Source organism: Microbacterium aoyamense, from assembly GCF_023155855.1.
GTDB classification, from domain to species: Bacteria; Actinomycetota; Actinomycetes; order Actinomycetales; family Microbacteriaceae; genus Microbacterium; species Microbacterium aoyamense.
In genome coordinates this window covers 375,344-397,948 of the sequence record NZ_JAKNUT010000002.1, presented here as the reverse complement: position 1 = coordinate 397,948, position 22,605 = coordinate 375,344, and the positions used below count along the sequence as shown (strand labels likewise).

The 22,605-nt window shown below is 68.6% G+C and carries 17 protein-coding genes; 6 read left to right on the top strand and 11 right to left on the bottom strand.

Annotated features, from left to right (window positions below; all coding sequences use genetic code 11):
* Window positions 1-239: 239 nt before the first annotated feature.
* The 6 genes from tkt to pgl are packed head-to-tail and all read left to right on the top strand — an operon-like array spanning window position 240 to window position 8,355.
* Window positions 240-2,324 (top strand): transketolase, encoded by a 2,085-nt coding sequence (tkt, locus tag MA876_RS08675; RefSeq protein WP_248147810.1) that lies wholly within the window; start codon window positions 240-242, stop codon window positions 2,322-2,324.
* Window positions 2,321-3,439, top strand: coding sequence for a transaldolase (gene tal / locus MA876_RS08670; protein WP_248147808.1), 1,119 nt, complete (start codon window positions 2,321-2,323; stop codon window positions 3,437-3,439). The genes tkt and tal overlap by 4 nt, the downstream gene beginning before the upstream one ends.
* Window positions 3,436-5,055 (top strand): glucose-6-phosphate isomerase, encoded by a 1,620-nt coding sequence (locus MA876_RS08665; RefSeq protein ID WP_248147806.1) that lies wholly within the window; start codon window positions 3,436-3,438, stop codon window positions 5,053-5,055. The genes tal and MA876_RS08665 overlap by 4 nt, the downstream gene beginning before the upstream one ends.
* Window positions 5,056-5,082: 27 nt before the next feature.
* Window positions 5,083-6,633, top strand: coding sequence for a glucose-6-phosphate dehydrogenase (gene zwf, locus MA876_RS08660; protein ID WP_248147804.1), 1,551 nt, complete (start codon window positions 5,083-5,085; stop codon window positions 6,631-6,633).
* Window positions 6,630-7,583 (top strand): glucose-6-phosphate dehydrogenase assembly protein OpcA, encoded by a 954-nt coding sequence (locus tag MA876_RS08655; protein WP_248147802.1) that lies wholly within the window; start codon window positions 6,630-6,632, stop codon window positions 7,581-7,583. Before zwf ends, MA876_RS08655 begins: the two co-directional genes overlap by 4 nt.
* Window positions 7,576-8,355, top strand: a complete 780-nt coding sequence (gene pgl / locus MA876_RS08650) for a 6-phosphogluconolactonase (RefSeq protein WP_248147800.1) — start codon at window positions 7,576-7,578, stop codon at window positions 8,353-8,355. Before MA876_RS08655 ends, pgl begins: the two co-directional genes overlap by 8 nt.
* Window positions 8,356-8,402: 47 nt before the next feature.
* On the opposite strand, the gene MA876_RS08645 is transcribed toward pgl, so the two are convergent.
* The 11 genes from MA876_RS08645 to MA876_RS08595 form a co-directional block, all read right to left on the bottom strand.
* Window positions 8,403-8,759: an RNA polymerase-binding protein RbpA gene (locus tag MA876_RS08645; protein WP_248147798.1), complete on the bottom strand. Its 357-nt coding sequence runs from the start codon at window positions 8,757-8,759 to the stop codon at window positions 8,403-8,405.
* A complete protein-coding gene (gene secG / locus MA876_RS08640; RefSeq protein ID WP_248147796.1) occupies window positions 8,759-9,007 on the bottom strand; it encodes a preprotein translocase subunit SecG in 249 nt (82 codons plus the stop codon). Before secG ends, MA876_RS08645 begins: the two co-directional genes overlap by 1 nt.
* A 62-nt stretch (window positions 9,008-9,069) precedes the next feature.
* Window positions 9,070-9,861 carry a triose-phosphate isomerase gene (gene tpiA, locus MA876_RS08635; protein WP_248147794.1) on the bottom strand — a complete coding sequence of 264 codons (792 nt, stop codon included), beginning with the start codon at window positions 9,859-9,861 and terminating at the stop codon, window positions 9,070-9,072.
* Window positions 9,852-11,066 carry a phosphoglycerate kinase gene (locus MA876_RS08630; RefSeq protein ID WP_248147793.1) on the bottom strand — a complete coding sequence of 405 codons (1,215 nt, stop codon included), beginning with the start codon at window positions 11,064-11,066 and terminating at the stop codon, window positions 9,852-9,854. Before MA876_RS08630 ends, tpiA begins: the two co-directional genes overlap by 10 nt.
* A 5-nt stretch (window positions 11,067-11,071) precedes the next feature.
* Complete coding sequence (gene gap, locus MA876_RS08625) at window positions 11,072-12,082, bottom strand: type I glyceraldehyde-3-phosphate dehydrogenase (protein ID WP_248147791.1); 1,011 nt, start codon at window positions 12,080-12,082, stop codon at window positions 11,072-11,074.
* A 103-nt stretch (window positions 12,083-12,185) separates the two neighbouring features.
* Window positions 12,186-12,812 carry a superoxide dismutase gene (locus tag MA876_RS08620; protein WP_248147789.1) on the bottom strand — a complete coding sequence of 209 codons (627 nt, stop codon included), beginning with the start codon at window positions 12,810-12,812 and terminating at the stop codon, window positions 12,186-12,188.
* 121 nt (window positions 12,813-12,933) lie between these two features.
* Window positions 12,934-13,908, bottom strand: coding sequence for a DNA-binding protein WhiA (gene whiA, locus MA876_RS08615; RefSeq protein WP_248147788.1), 975 nt, complete (start codon window positions 13,906-13,908; stop codon window positions 12,934-12,936).
* A gap of 50 nt (window positions 13,909-13,958) precedes the next feature.
* Window positions 13,959-14,843 carry an RNase adapter RapZ gene (gene rapZ / locus MA876_RS08610; RefSeq protein ID WP_248147787.1) on the bottom strand — a complete coding sequence of 295 codons (885 nt, stop codon included), beginning with the start codon at window positions 14,841-14,843 and terminating at the stop codon, window positions 13,959-13,961.
* 25 nt (window positions 14,844-14,868) lie between these two features.
* Complete coding sequence (gene uvrC, locus MA876_RS08605; protein WP_248147786.1) at window positions 14,869-16,776, bottom strand: excinuclease ABC subunit UvrC; 1,908 nt, start codon at window positions 16,774-16,776, stop codon at window positions 14,869-14,871.
* A gap of 4 nt (window positions 16,777-16,780) precedes the next feature.
* Window positions 16,781-19,702: an excinuclease ABC subunit UvrA gene (uvrA, locus tag MA876_RS08600; RefSeq protein WP_372491507.1), complete on the bottom strand. Its 2,922-nt coding sequence runs from the start codon at window positions 19,700-19,702 to the stop codon at window positions 16,781-16,783.
* Window positions 19,703-19,845: 143 nt separating this feature from the next.
* Window positions 19,846-22,458, bottom strand: a complete 2,613-nt coding sequence (locus MA876_RS08595) for a bifunctional metallophosphatase/5'-nucleotidase (protein WP_248147784.1) — start codon at window positions 22,456-22,458, stop codon at window positions 19,846-19,848.
* Window positions 22,459-22,605: the final 147 nt, after the last annotated feature.

The following is a 22,605-nucleotide window of genomic DNA, read 5'->3' as shown; positions in this document are numbered from 1 at the left end:
GCCCCCGCAATCGCCGTCTGAAGAACCACCCAAGTCTATGGCATCGCCCGCGCACGACTGTTTTCGCGGCGCGCGCAACATACTCGTGTCACACAGCGTCCCGCATCCCCGACGCGGCATGCGCCTTCGCTATGCTGAAACCACACGCGCGCCTTCGCGCCGGCTGCTCCTCCCGTGGTGACGCGGTCCGCGGACCGGCCTCGAACGGCGCACTCCCTCTCTCTTTGGAAGGCGGCCGGGTGTCGGATCTGCGTTGGGATGAAATCGATCGGCGCGCGGTGGACACCGCCCGAGTTCTTGCGGCGGATGCCGTGGAGAAGGTGGGCAACGGCCACCCGGGGACGGCGATGAGCCTGGCCCCCGCGGCGTACCTCCTGTATCAGCGGGTGCTGCGGCATGACCCGTCCGACACGCACTGGGTGGGCCGCGACCGGTTCATCCTCTCGGCGGGCCACTCGTCGCTGACGCAGTACGTGCAGCTCTACCTCGGCGGCTTCGGCCTCGAGCTGGGCGATCTTGAGGCGCTCCGCACGTGGGGGTCGCTCACGCCGGGTCACCCCGAGTACGGGCACACGAAGGGCGTCGAGATCACGACCGGCCCGCTCGGCCAGGGTCTCGCGTCCTCCGTCGGCTTCGCGTACGCGGCCCGCTACGAGCGTGGCCTGTTCGACCCCGAGGCGCCGGCGGGCGAGAGCCCGTTCGACCACCACATCTACGTCATCGCGGGCGACGGCGACCTGCAGGAGGGTGTGACCTCCGAGGCGTCCTCCCTCGCCGGTCACCAGAACCTCGGCAACCTGATCGCGATCTACGACTCGAACCAGATCTCGATCGAGGACGACACGAACGTCGCCTTCACCGAGGACGTCGCGAAGCGCTACGAGGCCTACGGCTGGCAGGTGCAGGTCGTGGACTGGAAGAAGACGGGCCAGTACGTCGAGGACGTGCAGGAGCTGTACGCGGCGATCGAGGCGGCGAAGGGCGAGACGGCCAAGCCATCGCTCATCATCCTGCGCACGATCATCGGCTGGCCATCGCCCGGCAAGCAGAACACCGGCAAGATCCACGGCTCCGCGCTCGGCGCCGACGAGCTCGCCGCGACGAAGAAGGTCCTCGGGTTCGACCCCGAGAAGAGCTTCGTCGTGGCCGATGACGTGCTCGCACACACGCGTGAGCTGCAGGCGCGGGCAGACGAGGCACGTGCCGAGTGGCAGGAGTCCTGGGATGCCTGGGCCGCCGCGAACCCCGAGCGCAAGGCGCTCTGGGATCGCGTGTCGGCCCGCGAGCTGCCCGGCGACATCGCGGCGGCGCTCCCCTCGTTCGAGGCGGGCAAGGATGTCTCGACCCGCGCGGCATCCGGCCTCGTGATCAACGCCCTCGCCGGCGAGCTCCCCGAGCTGTGGGGCGGCTCGGCCGACCTCGCCGAGTCGAACCTCACGACGATCAAGGACGCGAAGTCGTTCATCCCGGCCGAGTGGTCGACGCACGAGTGGTCGGGCGATCCGTACGGCCGCGTGCTGCACTTCGGCATCCGCGAGCACGCCATGGGCGCGATCGTCAACGGCATCGTGCTGCACGGTCCGACGCGCGCCTTCGGCGGTACGTTCCTGATCTTCAGCGACTACATGCGTCCGCCCGTCCGTCTCGCGGCGCTCATGGACATCCCGAGCCTCTTCGTGTGGACGCATGACTCGGTCGCGCTCGGCGAGGACGGACCGACCCACCAGCCGATCGAGCAGCTCGCGACGCTCCGCGCGATCCCGAACTTCACCGTCGTGCGCCCCGCGGACGCGAACGAGACGGCCGCCGCGTGGCTCGAGCTGCTCCGCCGCCACGGCGGCCCTGCGGGCATCGCCCTGACGCGTCAGAACATCCCCGTGTTCCCCCGCGGTGTCGACGGCTTCGCAACGACCGAGGGCGTCGCGAAGGGCGCCTACGTCCTCGTCGACGCGCCCGACGGCGCGACGCCCGACGTCATCCTCATCGCGACCGGCTCCGAAGTGCAGCTCGCCGTCGCCGCCCGCGAGACGCTCGCGGCCGAGGGTGTGAAGGCGCGCGTCGTGTCGGCGCCGTCGCTCGAGTGGTTCGCCGAGCAGTCGCCCGAGTACCGCGAATCCGTGCTCCCCAAGGCGATCAAGGCCCGCGTGTCGGTCGAGGCGGGCATCGCGCTCACGTGGCGCGACATCGTCGGCGACACCGGCCGGTCGGTCTCGATCGAGCACTTCGGCGCATCGGCCGACTACAAGACCCTGTTCGAGAAGTTCGGCATCACCGCCGACGCGGTCGTCGAAGCGGCACGCGCAACCCTCAAGGAGAACGCATGAGCACCCCCACCGAACAGCTCTCCGCGGCGGGCGTCAGCATCTGGCTCGACGATCTCTCGCGGTCGCGGATCACGTCCGGCAACCTCGCCGAGCTGATCGCGACGCGCGACGTCGTCGGTGTGACGACGAACCCGAGCATCTTCCAGGCCGCGATCGGCGGTGGCGCCGAGGCGTACACCGCCCAGATCTCGGAGCTCGCGGCATCCGGAGCATCCGTCGACGACGCCATCTTCGCCGCGACGACCGACGACGTCCGCGACGCGGCCGACATCTTCACGCCCGTGTTCGAGAAGTCGGGCGGTGTCGACGGGCGGGTATCGATCGAGGTCTCCCCCGACCTCGCCCACGACACCGACGCGACCGTCGCGCAGGCCAAGGAGCTGTGGTCCACCGTCGACCGCGCGAACGTGCTCATCAAGATCCCCGCGACCAAGGCCGGTCTGCCCGCGATCACGCAGGTGATCGGCGAGGGCATCTCGGTCAACGTGACCCTGATCTTCAGCCTCGAGCGGTACGCCGAGGTCATCGACGCGTACCTGGCGGGCCTCGAGCTCGCACAGGCGAACGGCCACGACCTCTCGAGGATCCAATCCGTCGCGTCGTTCTTCGTCTCGCGCGTGGACACCGAGGTCGACAAGCGCCTCGCCGCGATCGGCACCGACGAAGCCCTCGGCCTGAAGTCCCTCGCCGGCGTCGCGAACGCACGTCTTGCGTACGAGCTGTACGAGCAGAAGTTCGCCGAGCCCCGTGCGACCGCGCTTCTGGCGGCGGGCGGCACGCTGCAGCGGCCCCTGTGGGCCTCGACCGGCGTCAAGGACCCGGCCCTGCCCGACACGCTCTACGTCACCGAGCTCGTCGCCCCCGGCACCGTCAACACGATGCCCGAGAAGACCCTCGAGGCCACCTTCGACCACGGTGTCGTCGCGGGCGACACGATCTCGGGCACCTACGAGACGGCGCACAAGGTCTTCGCCGACCTCGCCGCGGTCGGCATCGACTTCGCCGACGTCACGCAGCTGCTCGAAGACGAAGGCGTCGAGAAGTTCATCGCCTCGTGGCAGGACCTCAAGAACACCGTCCGCGAAGCCCTCAACACGGCGGCGGTGGCACGATGACCTTCGACATCCACCTCACCGGCCACGTCAAGGCGGTCGTCGCCGAGACGCTGCCCGGACTGATCGGCGACCTCGTCGCGTCGGGCATCACGGCGGGCGACGCGACCCTGTGGGGCCCCGCCGCCGAGGCCGAGGCCTCGAAGCGCCTCGGGTGGGTGCAGGCCGTGAGCGTCTCGCGGCCGCTCGTCCCCGAGATCCAGGCACTCCGCGCCGAACTCGTCGCCAAGGGTGTCACGCGTGTCGTCCTCGCGGGCATGGGCGGCTCGTCGCTCGCCCCCGAGGTCATCGCGCAGACGGCAGGCGTACCGCTCGTCATCCTCGACTCGACCGCGCCCGGCCAGGTGCTCGCCGCGCTCGACGGCGACGCCGAGTCCGGCGGACTCGAGCAGACCGTGCTCGTCGTGTCGTCGAAGTCCGGCTCGACGGTCGAGACCGACTCGGCGAAGCGCACGTTCGAGGCCGCCTTCCGCGACCTCGGCATCAACCCGCTCGAGCGCATCGTCGTCGTGACCGATCCCGGTTCGCCGCTCGACGTCGCGGCACGCGCCGACGGCTATCGCGTCTTCAACGCCGACCCGACCGTCGGCGGCCGCTATTCCGCCCTGACCGCCTTCGGCCTCGTGCCGACGGGACTCGCGGGCGTCGACATCGGAGAACTGCTCGACGAAGCGGATGCCACGCTGCTCGAGGTCGCGATCGACAGCCCCGACAACCCGGCCCTCGTCCTCGCGGCCGCGATCGCCGGCGGCAGCCCCCGACGCGACAAGCTCGGCCTCATCACCGACGGCACGCACATCGTCGGCCTGCCCGACTGGATCGAGCAGCTCGTGGCAGAGTCCACGGGCAAGGACGGCACGGGCATCCTGCCCGTCGTGCTCCTCTCGGTCTCTCCCGAGCTCGAGGCGAAGCCCGCAGACCTGCAGATCGTCCGACTCGTGGACGAGGCGAACCGCTTCCACCTCTTCGAGCACCACGAGGGCGAAGTGCTCGTGTCGGGCTCGCTCGGCGCACAGCTGATCGTCTGGGAGTACGCGACGGCGATCGCCGGCCGGATGCTGGGGATCGACCCGTTCGACCAGCCCGACGTCGAGTCGGCGAAGATCGCGACACGTGGCCTGCTGGATGCACGCCCCGAGCCGACGGCCCCGGCCTTCACGGTGGACGGCGTCGAGGTGCGTGTCTCGGATCCTGAGCTCGCGGCATCCGGAACCATCGCCGGCGTCCTCGACGCCCTCTGGTCGCGACTCGACACCGACGGCTACGTCTCGGTTCAGGCCTACGTCGACCGACTCCGCCTGCCGCAGCTGCAGGGCCTGCGCGAGCTCGTCGCGGCCGACTCGGGTCGCCCCGCGACCTTCGGCTGGGGCCCGCGCTTTCTGCACTCGACCGGCCAGTACCACAAGGGCGGACCCGCGAACGGCGTGTTCCTGCAGATCCTCGAGCAGACCGATGTCGACCTGGAGATCCCCGGTCGCCCCTTCACGTTCGGCCAGCTGATCCAGGCGCAGGCCGCGGGCGATGCGAGCGTGCTCGCGGATCACGGCCGCCCCGTCGTGACGCTCACGCTCACCGACCCCCAGGTCGAAGTGCTGACGCTGTTCGAAGCAGCCCAGTAGCCCGGACGGATCACCAGGAAGCGACACATGTCAGTCGAGATCTCGCGCGGGCACAACCCGCTGCGCGACGCCGAAGACCACCGCCTCAACCGCATCGCCGGTCCGAGCGCGCTCGTGATCTTCGGGGTGACGGGAGACCTCTCCCGCAAGAAGCTCATGCCCGCCGTCTACGACCTCGCCAATCGCGGCCTGCTGCCCCCCGGGTTCGCCCTCGTCGGCTTCGCACGTCGCGACTGGGATGACCAGGACTTCGCGAAGGTCGTGCATGACGCCGTCAAGGACCACGCTCGCACCGAGTTCCGCGACGAGACGTGGCAGCAGCTCATGGAGGGCATCCGCTTCGTCCAGGGCGAGTTCGACGACGAGAAGGCGTTCCAACGCCTGAAAGAGACGGTCGACAAGCTGGATGTCGAGCGGGGCACGATGGGAAACCACGCGTTCTACCTGTCGATCCCGCCCAAGGACTTCCCGATCGTCGCGGAGCAGCTGAAGGCCTCGGGGCTCGTCGACGACACGGCGGATCAGCCCGAGCGCTGGCGTCGCGTCGTGATCGAGAAGCCGTTCGGCCACGACCGCGAATCGGCGCAGGAGCTCAATGACGCCCTGCGCTCGGCGTTCCCGACCGACTCGATCTTCCGCATCGACCACTACCTCGGCAAGGAGACGGTCCAGAACATCTTGGCGCTGCGCTTCGCGAACGAGCTGTACGAGCCGATCTGGAACGCCAACTACGTCGACCACGTGCAGATCACGATGGCCGAGGACATCGGCGTCGGTGGTCGCGCCGGGTACTACGACGGCATCGGCGCGGCGCGCGACGTGATCCAGAACCACCTGCTGCAGCTCCTCGCCCTCACGGCGATGGAGGAGCCCATCACCTTCGATGCGAAGAACCTCCGCGCCGAGAAGGAGAAGGTGCTCGCCGCTGTGACGCTGCCGAAGGATCTTGCGCGCACGACGGCCCGCGGCCAGTACGCCGGCGGTTGGCAGGGGGGCGAGAAGGTGCTCGGCTTCCTCGAAGAGGAGGGGATGAACCCCGAATCCACGACCGAGACGTATGCCGCCGTCACCCTCGAGATCAACACGCGCCGCTGGGCGGGGGTGCCGTTCTACCTGCGCACGGGCAAGCGCCTCGGCCGCCGCGTCACCGAGATCGCCGTGATCTTCAAGACCGCGCCCGAGCAGCTCTTCTCGCGCAGTCAGACGGCGGGGCAGGGGCAGAACGCCCTCGTCATCCGCGTCCAGCCCGACGAGGGAGTCACGATCCGCTTCGGCTCGAAGGTTCCCGGCGCCGGCGCCCAGGTGCGCGACGTCACGATGGACTTCGGCTACGGGCACGCCTTCACCGAAGCGAGCCCCGAAGCGTACGAACGACTCATCCTCGACGTGCTCCTCGGCGATCCGCCGCTCTTCCCCCGCCACGAGGAAGTCGACCTCTCGTGGAAGATCCTCGACCCCATCGAGCAGTTCTGGGCGCAGCAGGGCGGTCCCCTCGAGCAGTACGCCCCCGGTTCGTGGGGCCCGGCATCCGCCGACGAAATGCTCGCCCGCGACGGGCGCACCTGGAGGCGACCGTGATCGTCGATCTGCCCGACACCACCGTGAGCAAGATCTCGCGGGCTCTCGTGAACGTCCGCGAAGAGGGCGGCGCGGTCGCTCTCGGTCGCGTGCTCACCCTCATCATCCTGACCCGCGAGGGCGCGATGGAAGAGGTCATCGAGGCCGCGAACGACGCATCCCGCGAGCACCCGATGCGCGTCATCGTGCTCGTCATCAACGCCGACGACGCCGACTCGCGACTCGACGCGCAGATCCGCGTCGGTGGGGATGCCGGAGCCAGCGAGGTCGTGACGCTGCACGCCTTCGGCGAAGCCGGCTCCTCCAATCTCGAGAGTCTCGTCACGGGGCTGCTGCTGCCCGATGCTCCCGTCGTCGTGTGGTGGCCCAACACGACGCCGGAGTCCCCTTCGACGACGTCGATCGGCCGCATCGCGCAGCGACGGATCACGGATGCCGCGACGAAGTCCGATCCGTCGGCCTGGGTCGCACACCTCGGTGACAACCACGCCCCGGGTGACACCGACCTCGCGTGGACGCGTCTGACGCACTGGCGCGAGCAGCTCGCGGCCGTGCTCGACCAGCCGCCGTACGACACCGTGACGGCGGTCGAAGTGCGGGGCGCGAGCACGTCGCCGTCGACCGCACTGCTCGCCGCGTGGCTGCGGCTCATGCTCGACGTGCCCGTCGACTGGCGCTATCTGCCCGAGAGCGAGTGGCACGACGGCATCAAGTCGGTCAAGCTCATCCGCGCGAGCGGCGATGTGCTCCTCGAGCGTTCCTCGGCGGCGATCGCCTGCCTGACGCAGCCCGGTCAGCCGATGCACGACCTCGTGCTGCCCCGCCGGACCCTGCGTGAATGCCTCGCGGAAGAGCTCCGTCGCCTGGATCCCGACGTCCTGTATGGTCGAGTCATCACGGAGGGCTGGGCCCTTCTCGACCCACCGGCGACGACGGAGACGCATGCCTGAGTACTCGACCGAGAAGCGCGTCGTGATCGCCTCCGATTCCCGCGCTCTCGCCGAGTCGGTGGCGGAACGCTTCCTTCACCGCGTCGCCAAGCGCACCTCGCTCGGCAAGCGCGCGCACATCTCGCTGACCGGCGGGTCCATGGGCGGCGCTGTTCTCGCCGCGGCCGCGGCCCAGCACCGCTCCACCGAGATCGACTGGTCGCTCGTGCACTTCTGGTGGAGCGACGAGCGGTTCCTCGCGGTGAACGACCCGGAGCGCAACGAGGTCCAGGCGCGCACCGCGATGCTCGACGCCCTCCCCCTCCCGCCCGAGAACATCCATGCGGTCGCCGCGACCGACGACGGTCTCTCGCTCGATGAGGCCGCCGACGCGTACGCCGACGAACTCGCACGATTCCGCTGCGCCGAGTTCGCGTGGCCGTCGTTCGACGTGTGCTTCCTCGGCGTCGGCCCCGATGCGCACATCGCATCGCTGTTCCCCGATCGCCCCGAGATCCAGATCGCGGACCGCGCGGTCGTACCTGTGCGCGACTCCCCCAAACCCCCGCCCGAGCGTGTCAGCTTCACCCGCCCGGTCATCAACTCGTCCAAGCGCGTGTGGATGGTGCTCGCCGGTGCCGACAAGGCGGCGGCTCTCGGCCTCGCCCTCGCAGGCGCGAGCTATGAGAGCGTTCCGGCAGCTGGAGCGAAGGGGCGCAAGCGCACGATCTTCTTCGTCGACCAGGCGGCAGCCGCAGAGGTGCCGCCCGAGCTCATCGACAGCGAGTACTAGAAGAGCGGATGCCTCACGGCATCCGCTCTTCTCAAATTCAGACGTTCTCAGTCCTGGCCGCGACGCTCGCGCAACTGGTGCAGGGCGTCGTCGAGGAGGCTCTCGGCCTCTTCTTCGGTCCGGCGCTCCTTCACGTAGGCGAGGTGCGTCTTGTACGGCTCTGTCTTGGCGACCGCCGGCGGATTCTCTTTGTCACGACCGGCGGGAAGGCCGGAGTGCGGGGAGTCGATCGTCTCGGGGATCTCCTCCTCGGGGATGCCCGCCGCGAAGTAGCGAACCGTCTCGTTGCCCAGGGCGTCCCAGTACGAGATCGCGACGCGATCGGCGTGGAAGCCGTGGTCCTGCTCGCCCATCGGGCCCGCGCCGACGCGGGTGCCGCGGATCGCGTTGCCACCGGTAGCCATCAGAGACCCTGGAACTTCGTGATCAGGCCGAGGGCGACGATCGAGATGAACCACGCGAGTGCGAGGACGATCGTGAAGCGGTTGAGGTTGCGCTCCGCAAGGCCCGACGATCCGAGGGCCGACGTCATGCCGCCGCCGAACATGTCGGACAAACCGCCGCCGCGCCCCTTGTGGAGCAGGATGAGGAGGGTCAGCAGGAGGCTCGTGATGCCGAGGAGCACCTGCAGGACGAACTCGAGGATCTGCACTGTTCTTCAAAGCCTTTCAAGGCGACCCGTCGGATCGCACAAGGGTCAAGTATACGGGTGACCTAGACGCCGACGTGCTTCTGGTAGCGGATGATCGCCGCGAACTCGTCCACGACGAGGCTCGCACCGCCCACGAGCGCCCCGTCGACGTCGGGCTCGCGCATGAAGCTCGCGACATTGGAGGACTTGACCGAGCCGCCGTACAGGATGCGCGTGCGGGCCGCGGCATCCGCGTCCAGTTTGTCGGCGAGCACGGCGCGCAGCGCAGCGCAGACCTCCTGCGCCTGCTCGGGCGAGGCGACCTGGCCCGTCCCGATCGCCCACACCGGCTCGTAGGCCACGACGATATCGGCGGAGGCGGGCACCCCTTCGAGCGCCACCTCGAGCTGCGCCACCGAAACCGCGGTGGGCCCGGACTCCTCGCGCTGCTCGAGCGTCTCGCCGACGCAGATCACGGGAACCAACCCGTGACGGAGCGCCGCCTGGACCTTGGCCGCGACGACCTCGTCGGTCTCGTGGTGGTACTGGCGACGCTCGGAGTGCCCGATGATGACGTAGCCGCACTGCAGCTTCGACAGGAAGGCACCCGAGATCTCGCCCGTGTAGGCGCCCGAGTCGTGCGTCGAGAGGTCCTGCGCGCCGAAGGCGAACGGGATCTTGTCGGCGTCGATGAGCGTCTGGACCGTGCGCAGGTCGGTGAAGGGCGGGAAGACCGCGACCTCGACCGAGTCGTCCTCGTGCTTGGCGTCCTTCAGAGCCCAGTGCAGCTTCTGGACGAACGCGACCGCCTGAAGGTGGTCGAGGTTCATCTTCCAGTTGCCTGCGATGAGCGGGGTTCTGCCATTCACTGCCATCCGAGGACCTCCAGTCCGGGGAGCTTCTTGCCCTCGAGGAACTCGAGGCTCGCGCCGCCGCCCGTCGAGATGTGGCCGAATTGATCGTCGCGGAAGCCGAGCTGACGCACGGCTGCGGCGGAGTCGCCGCCCCCGACGACCGAGAGTCCGTCGACGGCGGTGAGCGCCTGCGCGACCGCCTTGGTGCCGGCGGCGAAGGCCGGCATCTCGAACACGCCCATCGGGCCGTTCCAGAAGACCGTCTTCGATGTGCGGATCGCGTCGGCGAAGAGCTTCGCCGTCTCGGGTCCGATGTCCAGGCCGAGGCCGGACGCCCCGAACGCGGTCTCTTCCAGCGCGTCGGCAGGAGCGACCACGTGATCGGCGTCGGCGCTGAAGGATGCCGCCATCACGGCATCCACGGGAAGGATGAGCTCGACGCCCTTCACTGCCGCCGTCGCGATGTAGCCCTTGACGCGGTCGATCTGGTCTTCCTCGAGGAGCGACTTGCCGACCTTGAAACCCTGCGCCGCGAGGAACGTGAACAGCATCCCCCCGCCGACCAGGATCTTGTCGGCGCGCGGCAGCAGATGCTCGATGACGCCGAGCTTGTCGCTCACCTTCGAGCCGCCGAGCACGACCGCATACGGGCGCTCGGGGTTCTCGGTCAGACGATCGAGCACGTCGAGCTCGGTCGCGATGAGCAGCCCTGCGGCCGACGGCAGGATCTCGGCGAGATCGTAGACCGACGCCTGCTTGCGGTGCACGACGCCGAAGCCGTCCGAGACGAGGGCGTCGCCGAGCGCCGCGAGCTCATCGGCGAAGGCGCGGCGGGCCGCGTCATCCTTCGCCGTCTCACCCGGGTTGAAGCGCAGGTTCTCGATCACCGCGACATCGCCGTCGTCGAGCGCGGCGACCGCTTCGTGCGCGGACTCCCCCACCGTGTCACGGGAGAAGGCGACGGGCTTGCCGAGCAGCTCGGATAGCCGCTGCGCGACCGGCTCGAGGCTGTACTTCGCGTCGGGCGCGCCGTCGGGGCGACCCAGGTGCGAGCACACGACGAGGCGTGCGCCCTGGTCGATGAGGGCGTTGAGCGTGGGAAGCGACGCCCGCACGCGGCCATCGTCCGTGATGACGCCGTCCTTCAGGGGGACGTTCAGATCACAACGGACGATGACGCGCTTGCCGGCGAGCGACCCCAGCGAATCGAGGGTGCGCAGGGCCATGATCGTCAGAGCTTGTCGGCGACCAGCTCGGTGAGGTCGACGAGGCGGTTGGAGTAGCCCCACTCGTTGTCGTACCACGCCGAGACCTTCACGAGGTTGCCCGAGACGTTGGTCAGGCCGGCGTCGAAGATCGACGAGTGCGGGTCGTGCACGATGTCGGTCGAGACGATCGGGTCGGTGTTGTACTTCAGGTACCCGGCGAGCTCGCCGTCGGCCGCGGCCTTCTCGTACGCGGCGTTGATGACGTCGGCGGTCAGACCCTCGGCCGGCGTGATGATCGTGAGGTCGACGATCGAGCCCGTGGGGATCGGCACGCGGTACGACGAGCCGCTCAGTTTGCCGTTGAGCTCGGGCAGCACGAGGCCGATCGCCTTCGCCGCGCCGGTCGAGGCGGGGACGATGTTGATCGCGGCCGCGCGGGCACGGTGCAGGTCGCTGTGCGGGCCGTCCTGCAGGTTCTGGTCGGCCGTGTAGGCGTGCGCCGTCATCATGAAGCCGCGCTCGATGCCGAAGTTGTCGTTGAAGACCTTGGCGAGCGGGGCGAGGCAGTTCGTCGTGCACGACGCGTTCGAGATGATGTTCATCGTCGCCGAGTCGTACGTGTCGTCGTTCACGCCCATGACGAACGTGCCGTCGACGTCCGTGCCCGGAGCCGAGATGATGACCTTCTTGGCGCCACCGGCGATGTGCTTGCCCGCATCGGCGGCGTTGGTGAACCGGCCGGTCGACTCGATGACGATGTCGACGCCGAGCTCGCCCCACGGCAGGTTCGCCGGGTCGCGCTCTTCGAAGACCTTGATGGCCTTGCCGTTGACGGTGATCGAGTCCGCATCGTACGAGACGTCGGCGTCGAGGCGACCGCCCACCGAGTCGTACTTGAGGAGGTGCGCGAGGGCCTTGTTGTCGGTGAGGTCGTTCACCGCCACGATTTCGAGGTCCGCGCCCTGCTCGAGCGCTGCGCGGAGGAAGTTGCGTCCGATGCGGCCGAAGCCGTTGATCCCGATCTTGACAGTCACGGAATGTCTCCTGAGTGTGTCGTGCGCGAATGCGCGAAATGATGCGATTACGACGGTGGACAACGGCGTCCCGGCGGGCGAACCCGTCGGGACGCCGCGCTTGCTATGACAGTACCAGCAGGCCCGAGGTCTTCTCGCGGGCTGCGGCGAGGCGATCAGCGACGTTCTGCCAGTTCGCGATGTTCCAGACGGCCTTGACGTAATCGGCCTTGACGTTGAGGTAGTCGAGGTAGAACGCGTGCTCCCACATGTCGAGCTGGAAGACCGGGATCGTGCCCTGCGCCGTGTTGCTCTGCTGGTCGAAGAGCTGCTGGATGATCAGCTGCTCGCCGATCGGGTCCCAGCTGAGGACGGCCCATCCGGAGCCCTGGATGCCGTTCGCCGCGGCGGCGAAGTGCGCCTGGAACTTCTCGAAGCCACCGAAGAACTCGTCGATCGCTGCCGCGAGCTCACCCTCGGGCTGACCGCCGCCGTCCGGCGACAGGTTGGTCCAGAAGATGGAGTGGTTGACGTGGCCGCCGAGGTGGAACGCGAGGTCCTTCTCGAGCTTGTTCACGTTCGCGAGGTTGCCCGATTCGCGTGCCTCGGCGAGCTGCTCGAGGGCCGTGTTCGCGCCGGCCACGTACGCCGCATGGTGCTTGTCGTGATGCAGCTGCATGATCTTGCCGCTGATGTGCGGCTCGAGCGCCGCGAAGTCGTAAGGGAGGTCGGGCAGGGTGTACTTCGCCATGTTCTCTTCTTCCTGTCGACACCGCGCATGGAGGCTCCCCGCGCGGCGAGGGTGACGCGTTTCATCCTACTGAGAGGCAACGCACGAGCGAGGGGGTTGTTCCCTCGATGACGTGCTGTTATCAGTCCTCGACGCCGGCCGGAACGGCCGACTCGGTGTCGGGCAGCCCCTCGACCTCGGCCTTCTTGTCGGCCATCGCGAGCAGGCGACGGATGCGGCCGGCGACGGCGTCCTTCGTGAGCGGTGGATCCGCGTGGTGGCCGAGCTCGTCGAGACTCGCATCGCGGTGCGCGAGGCGCAGTTCGCCCGCTTCGCGCAGGTGCTCGGGCACCTCGTCGCCGAGGATCTCGAGCGCGCGCTCGACACGCGCGCACGCCGCGACGGCGGCCTGCGCCGATCGGCGCAGATTCGCGTCGTCGAAGTTCACGAGGCGGTTCACACCCGCGCGGACCTCACGGCGCTGACGCATCTGATCCCAGTCGGCGGCGGCGTTCTTGGCCCCCATCATCGCCAGGGCGACGCGGATCGCCTCGCCTTCGCGGACGACGACGCGCGGGATGCCGCGGACCTCGCGCGCCTTGGCGGGGATGCCGAGCCGTCGCGCCGCGCCCTCGAGCGCCATCGCCGCCTCGGGGGCGGGGCACGTGATCTCGAGCGCCGCCGAGCGGCCGGGCTCGCTGAGGGAGCCGGCGGCGAGGAACGCGCCACGCCAGATCGCCGCAAGATCTTCGCGCGAGCCGGTCGTGAGCTTGTTCGGAAGCCCGCGCACGGGGCGTCGGCGCTGGTCGAGGAGACCCGTCTGGCGCGCGAGGGTCTCGCCGCCGTCGATCACCCGCACCGCATAGCTGCCGCTGCGCCCACCGGACCCTTGCACGTGGACGAGCTCGGGCCGCACTCCGTAGAGCTCCATGAGATCGCGCGCGACGCGACGCGCGAGCTGGTCGGTGTCGAGCTCGGCCTCGACCGCCACGCGGTTCGCGATCGAGTGCAACCCGCCCGAGAACCGAAGCAGCGAGGTGAGTTCGGCCACACGGGCGGTCGGGCGCGGGTCGCGCACGGCGGTCAGCTCGGCCTTCACGTCGGCTGTCAGCGACACGTTTCTCCTCTGAGGAATGGGGCGGGGAAGATCGTCCAGCCTACCCGCCGTCACTCGCGGCCGAGGTCGCGGTGCTTGATCCGGACGGCGACGCCGGGCACATGCGCCAGGCGCTCGGCGAGCTCGCGAGCGGTCACGACGGAGCGATGCTTGCCCCCCGTGCAGCCGACCGCGAGCACGGAATGCCGCTTGTTCTCGCGCTGATAGCCCTCGAGCACGGGCCGCAGCGCCGCGGCGTACGCGTCGATGAACTCCACGGCGCCTTCTTGATCGAGGACGAAGTCGCGCACGGCTTCGTCCTCTCCCGTGAGGGACTTCAGCTCGTCGTTCCAGAACGGGTTCGGCAGGAAGCGCATGTCGGCGGCCATGTCCGCGTCGGGCGGGAGCCCGTACTTGAAGCCGAAGCTCATGATCGTGAGCGTGTGCCGCGCGGAACCTTCGTCCGAGAACAGGTCGACGATGCGGGTCGCCAGCTGGTGGATGTTGTAGCCGGACGTGTCGAGGATGACGTCCGCGCTTTCGCGCACGGCCGCGAGGCGCTCGCGCTCGCGTCGGATGCCGTCGATGATCGTCCCCTCGGCCTGCAGGGGGTGAGGCCGGCGCACGGCTTCGAATCGACGCACCAGGACGTCGTCCGAGGCATCCAGGAACAGCAGTCGCAGCTTGCGGCGATCCCGCAGCTGCTGCAGGGCGACCGGGAGCTCGGAGAACAGGTCGCGGCCGCGGACATCGACGACGACGGCGACCTTCGGCAGCGCATCGGCCGCGATCTCGGTGAGATCCAGCAGGGGCTTGAGCATCTGCGGCGGCAGATTGTCGACGACGTACCAATCGAGGTCTTCGAGCGCGTTCGCCGCCGTCGAGCGCCCGGCACCCGACATCCCCGTCACGATGAGCACTTCGCCGCTCTCGCGTCGCGACACGTCGTCGCTCATCACCACCCCCGTCGTCGGATCCAGCCTAGCCACTCGCGAGGTGCTCGTGAATCGCCGAAGCGAGCTTCGGACCCACTCCGGGCAGTTCGGCGATCTCGTCGGTCGTCGCGCCCTTGAGTGCTGCGACGGAGCCGAAGTGCCGCAGCAGCGCCCGGATGCGGGCTTCGCCGAGGCCCGGGACCTCGGCGAGCACGCTCTGGATGTCGCGCCGCCGGCGCCGGCGCTGATGCGTGATCGCGAAGCGGTGCGCCTCATCGCGCAGGCGCTGGAGCAGGTACAGCGCCTCGCTCGTGCGGGGCAGGATGACGGGGTACTCCTCCCCCGGCATCCACACCTCCTCGAGCCTCTTCGCGATGCCGCACAGCGCGATCTCCTCGTGGCCGGCATCGCGCAGCGCGCGGGCGGCGGCCTCGACCTGCGGCTTGCCGCCGTCGACCACGAGAAGCTGCGGCCGGTACGCGAACCGGGGCTTCTTGCGGGTCGTGACGACGGAGCCGTCGGCCGCGGCATCCGGGATCACGTCGTCTTCCTCGGGCCGATCGAGATACGCGAGCCGTCGACGGAGCACCTGATAGAGCGAATCGGTGTCGTCGGTGGTCTCAGCGACCCCGAACGAGCGGTACTGATCCTTGCGCGCGAGCCCGTCCTCGAAGACGACCATCGAGGCGACGACATTCGTGCCGCCGAGGTGCGAGACGTCGAAGCACTCGATGCGCAGCGGCGCCTCGGCGAGATCGAGGGCCTCCTGCAGATCCGTGAGCGCCTGCGTCCGAGCGACGTAGTCGCTCGTGCGCCGCGTCTTGTGGAGCATGAGCGCCTGCTGCGCATTGAGGTGGGCCGTCTTCATGAGCTCGGCCTTGCGCCCCCGCTGCGCCACCTGGATCGTGACGTTCTTGCCGCGCTTGTCGCGCAGCCACTGCTCGAGCTCGGCGGCGTCGTCGGGCAGGGACGGCACGAGCACCTGCTTCGGGATGTCGGATGCCGGAGCATCCCCGTACGCCCGCTGGATCACCTGATCGACGAGATCGGCACCCGCGATGTCGATCTCCTTCTCGATCGTCGTCGCGCGCACGCCGCGCACGCGCCCGCCGCGGATGACGAAGTGCTGCACCGTCGCGGCGAGTTCGTCCTCGGCGACGCCGAACAGGTCGGCGTCGGTGTCGGCGGCGAGCACGAGGGCGCTCTTGTTGAGCACGGCGTCGATCGCCTGCAGCCGGTCTCGGTACACGGCGGCGGCCTCGTAGTCCATGGCGGCGGATGCCTCGCGCATGCGCCGCGTCAGGTCGCGCGTGAAGCGCTGGTCGCCGCCGGCCATGAAGGCGACGAAGTCGTCCACGATCGCGCGGTGCTCCTCGATCGTGACCTTCATCGAGCACGGGCCGCCGCAGCGGCCGATCTGCCCGGGGAAGCACGGACGCCCTGTCGCCATCGCCTTCTTGTACGACGAGTCGCTGCACGTGCGGATCGGGAAGACCTTGATCATCTGGTCGATCGTGTCGTGCACGGCCCAGACCTTGGGATACGGCCCGAAGTACTTCGCTCCGGGGATGCGACGGTTGCGCGTCACGATGACGCGCGGCGCTTCGTCGCCGAGCGTGATCGCCATGAAGGGGTACGACTTGTCGTCGCGGTAGCGCACGTTGAACGGCGGATCGAACTCCTTGATCCACATGTACTCGAGCTGCAGTGAGTCGACGTCGCTCGCGACGACCGTCCATTCGACCGATGCCGCGGTCGTGACCATCCGCCGCGTGCGTTCGTGCAGCGTGTGCAGCGGTGCGAAGTAGTTCGACAGGCGCGCACGGAGGCTCTTCGCCTTGCCGACGTAGAGGACGCGGCCGTCCTTGTCACGGAAGCGATAGACCCCCGGATTGGTCGGGATCTCGCCCGGCTTCGGTTTGTAGGAGACCGTGGGGCGACGGGATGCCGGCATCCGCTCAGCCCGCCTTGCGGGCCGCCTGCGTGCCGAGCACCTCCGCCAGGAAGGTCGCCGTGTGGCTGCCCTCCACCTGCGCGACCTGCTCGGGCGTGCCCGTCGCGATGATCTCGCCGCCGCCCGACCCGCCCTCGGGGCCGAGGTCGATGATCCAGTCGGAGGACTTGATGACGTCGAGGTTGTGCTCGATCACGATGACGGTGTTGCCCTTGTCGACGAGGCCGTTCAGCACTTCGAGCAGGCGCGCGACGTCTTCGAAGTGCAGACCCGTCGTCGGCTCGTCGAGCACGTAGATCGACCGGCCGTTCGAGCGGCGCTGCAGCTCGGTCGCGAGCTTGACGCGCTGCGCCTCGCCGCCCGAGAGCGTCGTGGCGGACTGGCCGAGCCGCACGTAGCCCAGGCCCACGTCGACGAGCGTCTTGAGGTAGCGGTGGATCGCCTGGATCGGCTCGAAGAACTCCGCCGCCTCGGAGATCGGCATCTCGAGCACCTCGGCGATGTTCTTGCCCTTGTAGTGCACCGCGAGGGTGTCGCGGTTGTAGCGCTTGCCGTGGCAGACCTCGCAGTCGACGTAGACGTCGGGGAGGAAGTTCATCTCGATCTTGATCGTGCCGTCGCCCGAGCACGCCTCGCAACGGCCGCCCTTGACGTTGAAGCTGAAGCGCCCGGGCAGGTAGCCGCGCACCTTCGCCTCGGTCGTCTCGCTGAAGAGCGTGCGGATGCGGTCGAAGACGCCCGTGTAGGTCGCCGGGTTCGAGCGCGGCGTGCGGCCGATCGGCGCCTGGTCGACGTGCACGACCTTGTCGAGGTTGTCGAGTCCCGTCACGCGCGTGTGCTTGCCCGCGACGCGACGCGCGCCGTTGAGCTTGGTCGCGAGGACTTCGTACAGGATGCCGTTCACGAGCGACGACTTGCCCGAGCCGCTGACGCCGGTCACGGCCGTCATGACGCCGAGCGGGAAGTCGACGGTGACGTTCTTCAGGTTGTTCTCGCGCGCGCCGACGACCGTGATCTGGCGCTTCCTGTCGATCTTGCGCCGCTTCTTCGGCGTCTCGATCGAACGGCGTCCGGCGAGATAGTCGGCCGTGATCGACCGTGGTTCGGTCAGCAGCTCGGCGAGCGGGCCCGAATGCACGACGTCGCCGCCGTCGACGCCCGCACGAGGGCCGATGTCGACGATCCAGTCGGAGGCGTGGATCGTCTCCTCGTCGTGCTCGACGACGATCAGGGTGTTGCCGAGATCGCGGAGCGTGAGCAGCGTCTCGATGAGGCGCCGGTTGTCGCGCTGGTGCAGACCGATCGACGGCTCATCCAGCACGTAGAGCACGCCCGTGAGTCCCGAGCCGATCTGCGTCGCGAGCCGGATGCGCTGCGCCTCGCCGCCCGAGAGCGAGCCCGCCGACCTGCTGAGGCTCAGGTAGTTCAGGCCGACCTGCAGCAGGAAGTCGAGGCGCGCGCGGATCTCGCGGAGCACCTGCGCCGCGATCTTGGCCTCGCGGTCGGTGAGCTGGAGGTTCGCGAAGTACGCGTGCGCGTCCGCGAGGCTCAGACGCGAGGCATCCGCGATGGAATGCCCGTGCACGAGCACTGCGAGCACTTCGGGCTTGAGACGGTTGCCGTCGCACACGGGACACGGCACTTCGCGCAGGTACTCGGACCAGCGCTGGCGCTGCGTGTCGGACTCGGCCTGCACGTATTGGCGCTCGATGTAGGGCACGACGCCCTCGAAGCCGGACGAGTAGCGCATCTCGCGGCCGTAGCGGTTCTTCCACTTGACCGTGACCTTGTAGTTCTCGCCGCGCAGAACCGCCTCCTGCACGTCGACCCGGAGGTCCTTCCACGGAGTGTCGAGCGAGAAGTTCAGATCGGCGGCGAGGCCCTCGAGCAGGCGCTCGTAGTACTGGAAGAGACCCTTGCCCTGCGTCGTCCAGGGGATGAGCACGCCCTCGCTGATCGAGAGCTCCTCGTCGCCGAGCATGAGCTCCTGATCGACCGACATGCGGGTGCCCAGACCCGAGCACGCGGGGCAGGCGCCGAACGGCGCGTTGAACGAGAACGTGCGCGGCTCGATCTCGGTGAGCTGCAGCGGGTGGCCGTTGGGGCACGCGAGCTTCTCGGAGAACGACTGCCACGCGGCATCCCCCTCTTCGTCGACGAAGTTCACCTGCACGACGCCGCCTGCAAGGCCGAGCGCGGTCTCGACGGAGTCGGTGATGCGCCCCAGGATGTCGTCGGCGGCGACGAGGCGGTCGACGACGACGGCGATGTCGTGCTTGTAGCTCTTCTTGAGCACGGGCGGCTCGGCGAGCTGGATGAGCTCGCCGTCGACGATCGCGCGCGCGTAGCCCTTGGCCCCGAGCTCTTTGAAGAGGTCGACGAACTCGCCCTTCTTCTGAGTGACGATCGGCGCGACGATCTGGTACCGCGTGCGCTCCGGAAGCTCCATGAGCTGATCGGCGATCTGCTGCACCGTCTGGCGCTGGATCACTTCGCCGCACTCGGGACAGTGCGGCACGCCGATGCGCGCCCACAGGAGGCGCATGTAGTCGAAGATCTCGGTGATCGTGCCGACGGTCGAGCGCGGGTTGCGGTTCGTGGACTTCTGGTCGATCGAGACGGCGGGCGAGAGGCCCTCGATGAAGTCGACGTCGGGGCGGTCGACCTGCCCCAGGAACTGACGCGCGTAAGCGCTCAGGGACTCGACGTAGCGGCGCTGGCCCTCGGCGAAGATCGTGTCGAACGCGAGGCTCGACTTGCCCGAGCCCGACAGGCCCGTGAACACGACGAGCGAGTCGCGCGGGATGTCGAGGTCGACGTTCTTGAGATTGTGGACGCGGGCACCGCGAACGCTGAGCGTTCCACTCGAGTTGCCTCGAGGGTGGGTGTCATGCCCCCCGGAGGAGGACGGGAATCCGGGCGCGATGACGGGAACGATGGGCACGTTACAAGTTTAGGTGGGGCCTCCGACATGGGATCCGCTTCGTGTTCGCGGGCCGCGAAGCGTCACCCGAAGACGATGGATGCCGCGGGGCCTCGACCCCGCGGCATCCATCGTCCATCAGGCGCCTACGGCGCGACGAGCTTGAACCGCAGCGTCGTGACGTTGCCGAGCACGTCGTAGACCTTGAGCACGTTCGCGCCGGCCTTCGCGCCGAAGGAGCCCGGCTTCACGAAGTTGAGATCCGACCACGCGTTATCGGTCAGGTTCTTCTCGGTGCCGTTGAGCGTGATCTTGTCGATCTTGTACTGGTCGTACAGCTTGAACGAGACCTTCTCGTACCCGCGCGACGCGGTTCCGACCGTGAAGCTCTCACCGCTCTTGACCGTGATCGTCGGCGACACGTCGTCGAGGACGAAGGCCAGCGTCGCGACGTTGCCCGACGCGTCGTAGACCTTCAGCTCGTTCGCGCCGTACTTCGCGCCGTACACGCCCGGCTTCACACCGTTCAGCGAGGCCCGCCGCGCGTCGGGGAGGTCGGTCTCGACTCCGTTGATCGTCAGCTTGTCGAGCTTGCCCGTGTCGGCGAAGGCGAACGAGACGCGCTTGTACACGCCGTCGACGCCCTGCGAAGCGGGCTTGACCGTCACGGTCGGTGCCGTCGCGTCGGCGATCGTGATCGGCACCGTCACCTCGGTGCCCGTCTCAGCGCCCGAGAGCGTCAGGACGGCTGCGCCGAAGGGCACGTTCGCCGGCAGATCGACCGAGATCGAGGCGGTGCCGTAGTCGTCGTACACCGCGGTGCCGATCGAGTTGTCGAGCGGGAAGCTGCCCAGCGAGCGATTCCCGAGCGATACGTCGACGTTCGTGTCCTTGACGTCGGCTGCGGTGGACATCGTCCACGACTTGACGTCGAACGCGACGGTCGCGCCTGCCTCGTACGATGCCGGGGCATCGGCGGGGAAGGCGACCTCGACGGCGCGCTGCGCGTAATCCGCCGTGAGCGGAGTGGTCGCCGCGAAGGCATCCATGTAATCCACCATCGCCGTCAGGTCGATCTTGCCGGTGTCGCGCTTGCCGGTGCCGTTCGCGAGCTCCCGGAAGTTGTCGCCACCCGTCGAGAGGAACGAGTTGACCGTGACGGAGTACGTCGCCGCCGGATCGATCGGCTCGCCGTTCAGCGTCATGCTCGTGATGGTGCCCTTCGGCGCCGAGTAGGTCAGGCCCGCCTCGTTCGCCGCGGTGTTCGGGTTGTCGAGCTGCGTCTCGGTGACGGTCGCCTGCGAGTAGGTGTACTCGAACCCGTCGGACACGCCCAACCGCAGGAACGGCCGCGTCGGCAGCGCGTTGAAAGCATCGCGCTGCCACTGCTGTTCGAGCACCGTCTTGATCTGCGCGCCGGTGAGCTGCAGGTTGACGAGCGTGTTCGCGAACGGCTGCACGACCGCGGCCTGCTTGTACGTCAGCGTGCGCGGGTACGAATCGTCGCCGGGGTTCGTGCCCACCATGTCGGCGCGCAGGCCGCCCGGGTTCATGAACGCGATCTGCGCCGCGCCCGACTCCGGCTCCTCGGTCGCCCAGCGCTGGACTTCGGCGACCAGGTTGCCGAGCGTCGACTCTCCGCCGCGGTTCTCGTTGGGAAGCCCGGTGGTGGAGTTGATGCTGCTCAGCTGCGCACGATTGAACGCCGCCCCGATCTGACCGAGCGGCTCGGCTCCGAGGATGTCGGCCTCGACCCGCGCCTTCTCGACGATGGCTGCGACATCGGGATCCGCCTTGTGAGTGCCGTCGGTCAGCGTGATGATCGACTGCGTCTTGGCCGCGACCTCTCCGTCGGTGACGGTGAAGGTGAGCTTGTTGAGGTTCGTCCCGTACTGGCCGGCCGAGACGACCGGACGATTCTTGACCGCCTTGTCGGCCCACGCCGCGACGGGGAACTCGCAGTTGTAGGCGAGATGCGTGTGACCCGACACGATCGCGTCGACGTCGGCCGACACGTTGTTGACGATGTTGGCCCACGCGCCGGTGCCCTGGTTCATCGCCGTGCAGTCCGTGCTGGGCGCACCCTCATGGACGAGCATGACGACGAGGTCGGCGCCCTCGTCGTTCACGAGCTTCGTCGCTTCGGCGTTGACCGAGTCGACGATCGACGTCACCTCGATGTCGGCGATGCCACCCGGGCTCACGAGGGCGGGGAGCTCCTCGGTCACGGCTCCGACGAATCCGACCTGCACTCCGCCGCGCTCTTCGATCCACGTCGCCGGGACGGCGGGGTTTCCGGTAGCGCGGACCTTGAGGTTGGCCGCGATGTACTGCCACTGCGCGCCGCCCTCGGGGTCGGTCGGGTCCATGACGCGGTTGATCAGGTCGTCATAGCCCTGGTCGAGCTCGTGGTTGCCGACCGCCGAGACATCCAGTCCGGCGGCGTTGAGCGCGTCGATCGTCGGCTTGTCGTTCGCGATGAACGACTCGAACGTCGACGCGCCGATGAGGTCGCCCGCCGCGGCGAAGATCGTGTTGGGGTTCGTCGCCCGCAGGTGCTTCACCGCACCCGAGAGCACGGCGGCGCCGGCGGCGTTGGCACCGTCGGCGAGGATGCGGCCGTGGAAGTCGTTCGTCGCGATGATCTGGATCTCGGTCGTCGCCGCCTGAGCGGGAGCGGCCGCGAGAACGCTGGCACCGAGGGCCGCGACTGTCGCCGCCGCAAGAGCGGCGACGCGACGGCGAGTGGGGGATGACACGTGGTCGGGGTGTGACCGAGATCGCATGGGATTCCTCTGAGTTCTGACCGATGGGGACGCGTCGGGGGCTCGATCATGTCGCGCCGCCGTGCGCACGTTCGAGCCTATGATTCCGCCGGGAATCCACCCAGGAACATGAGAAGGAGT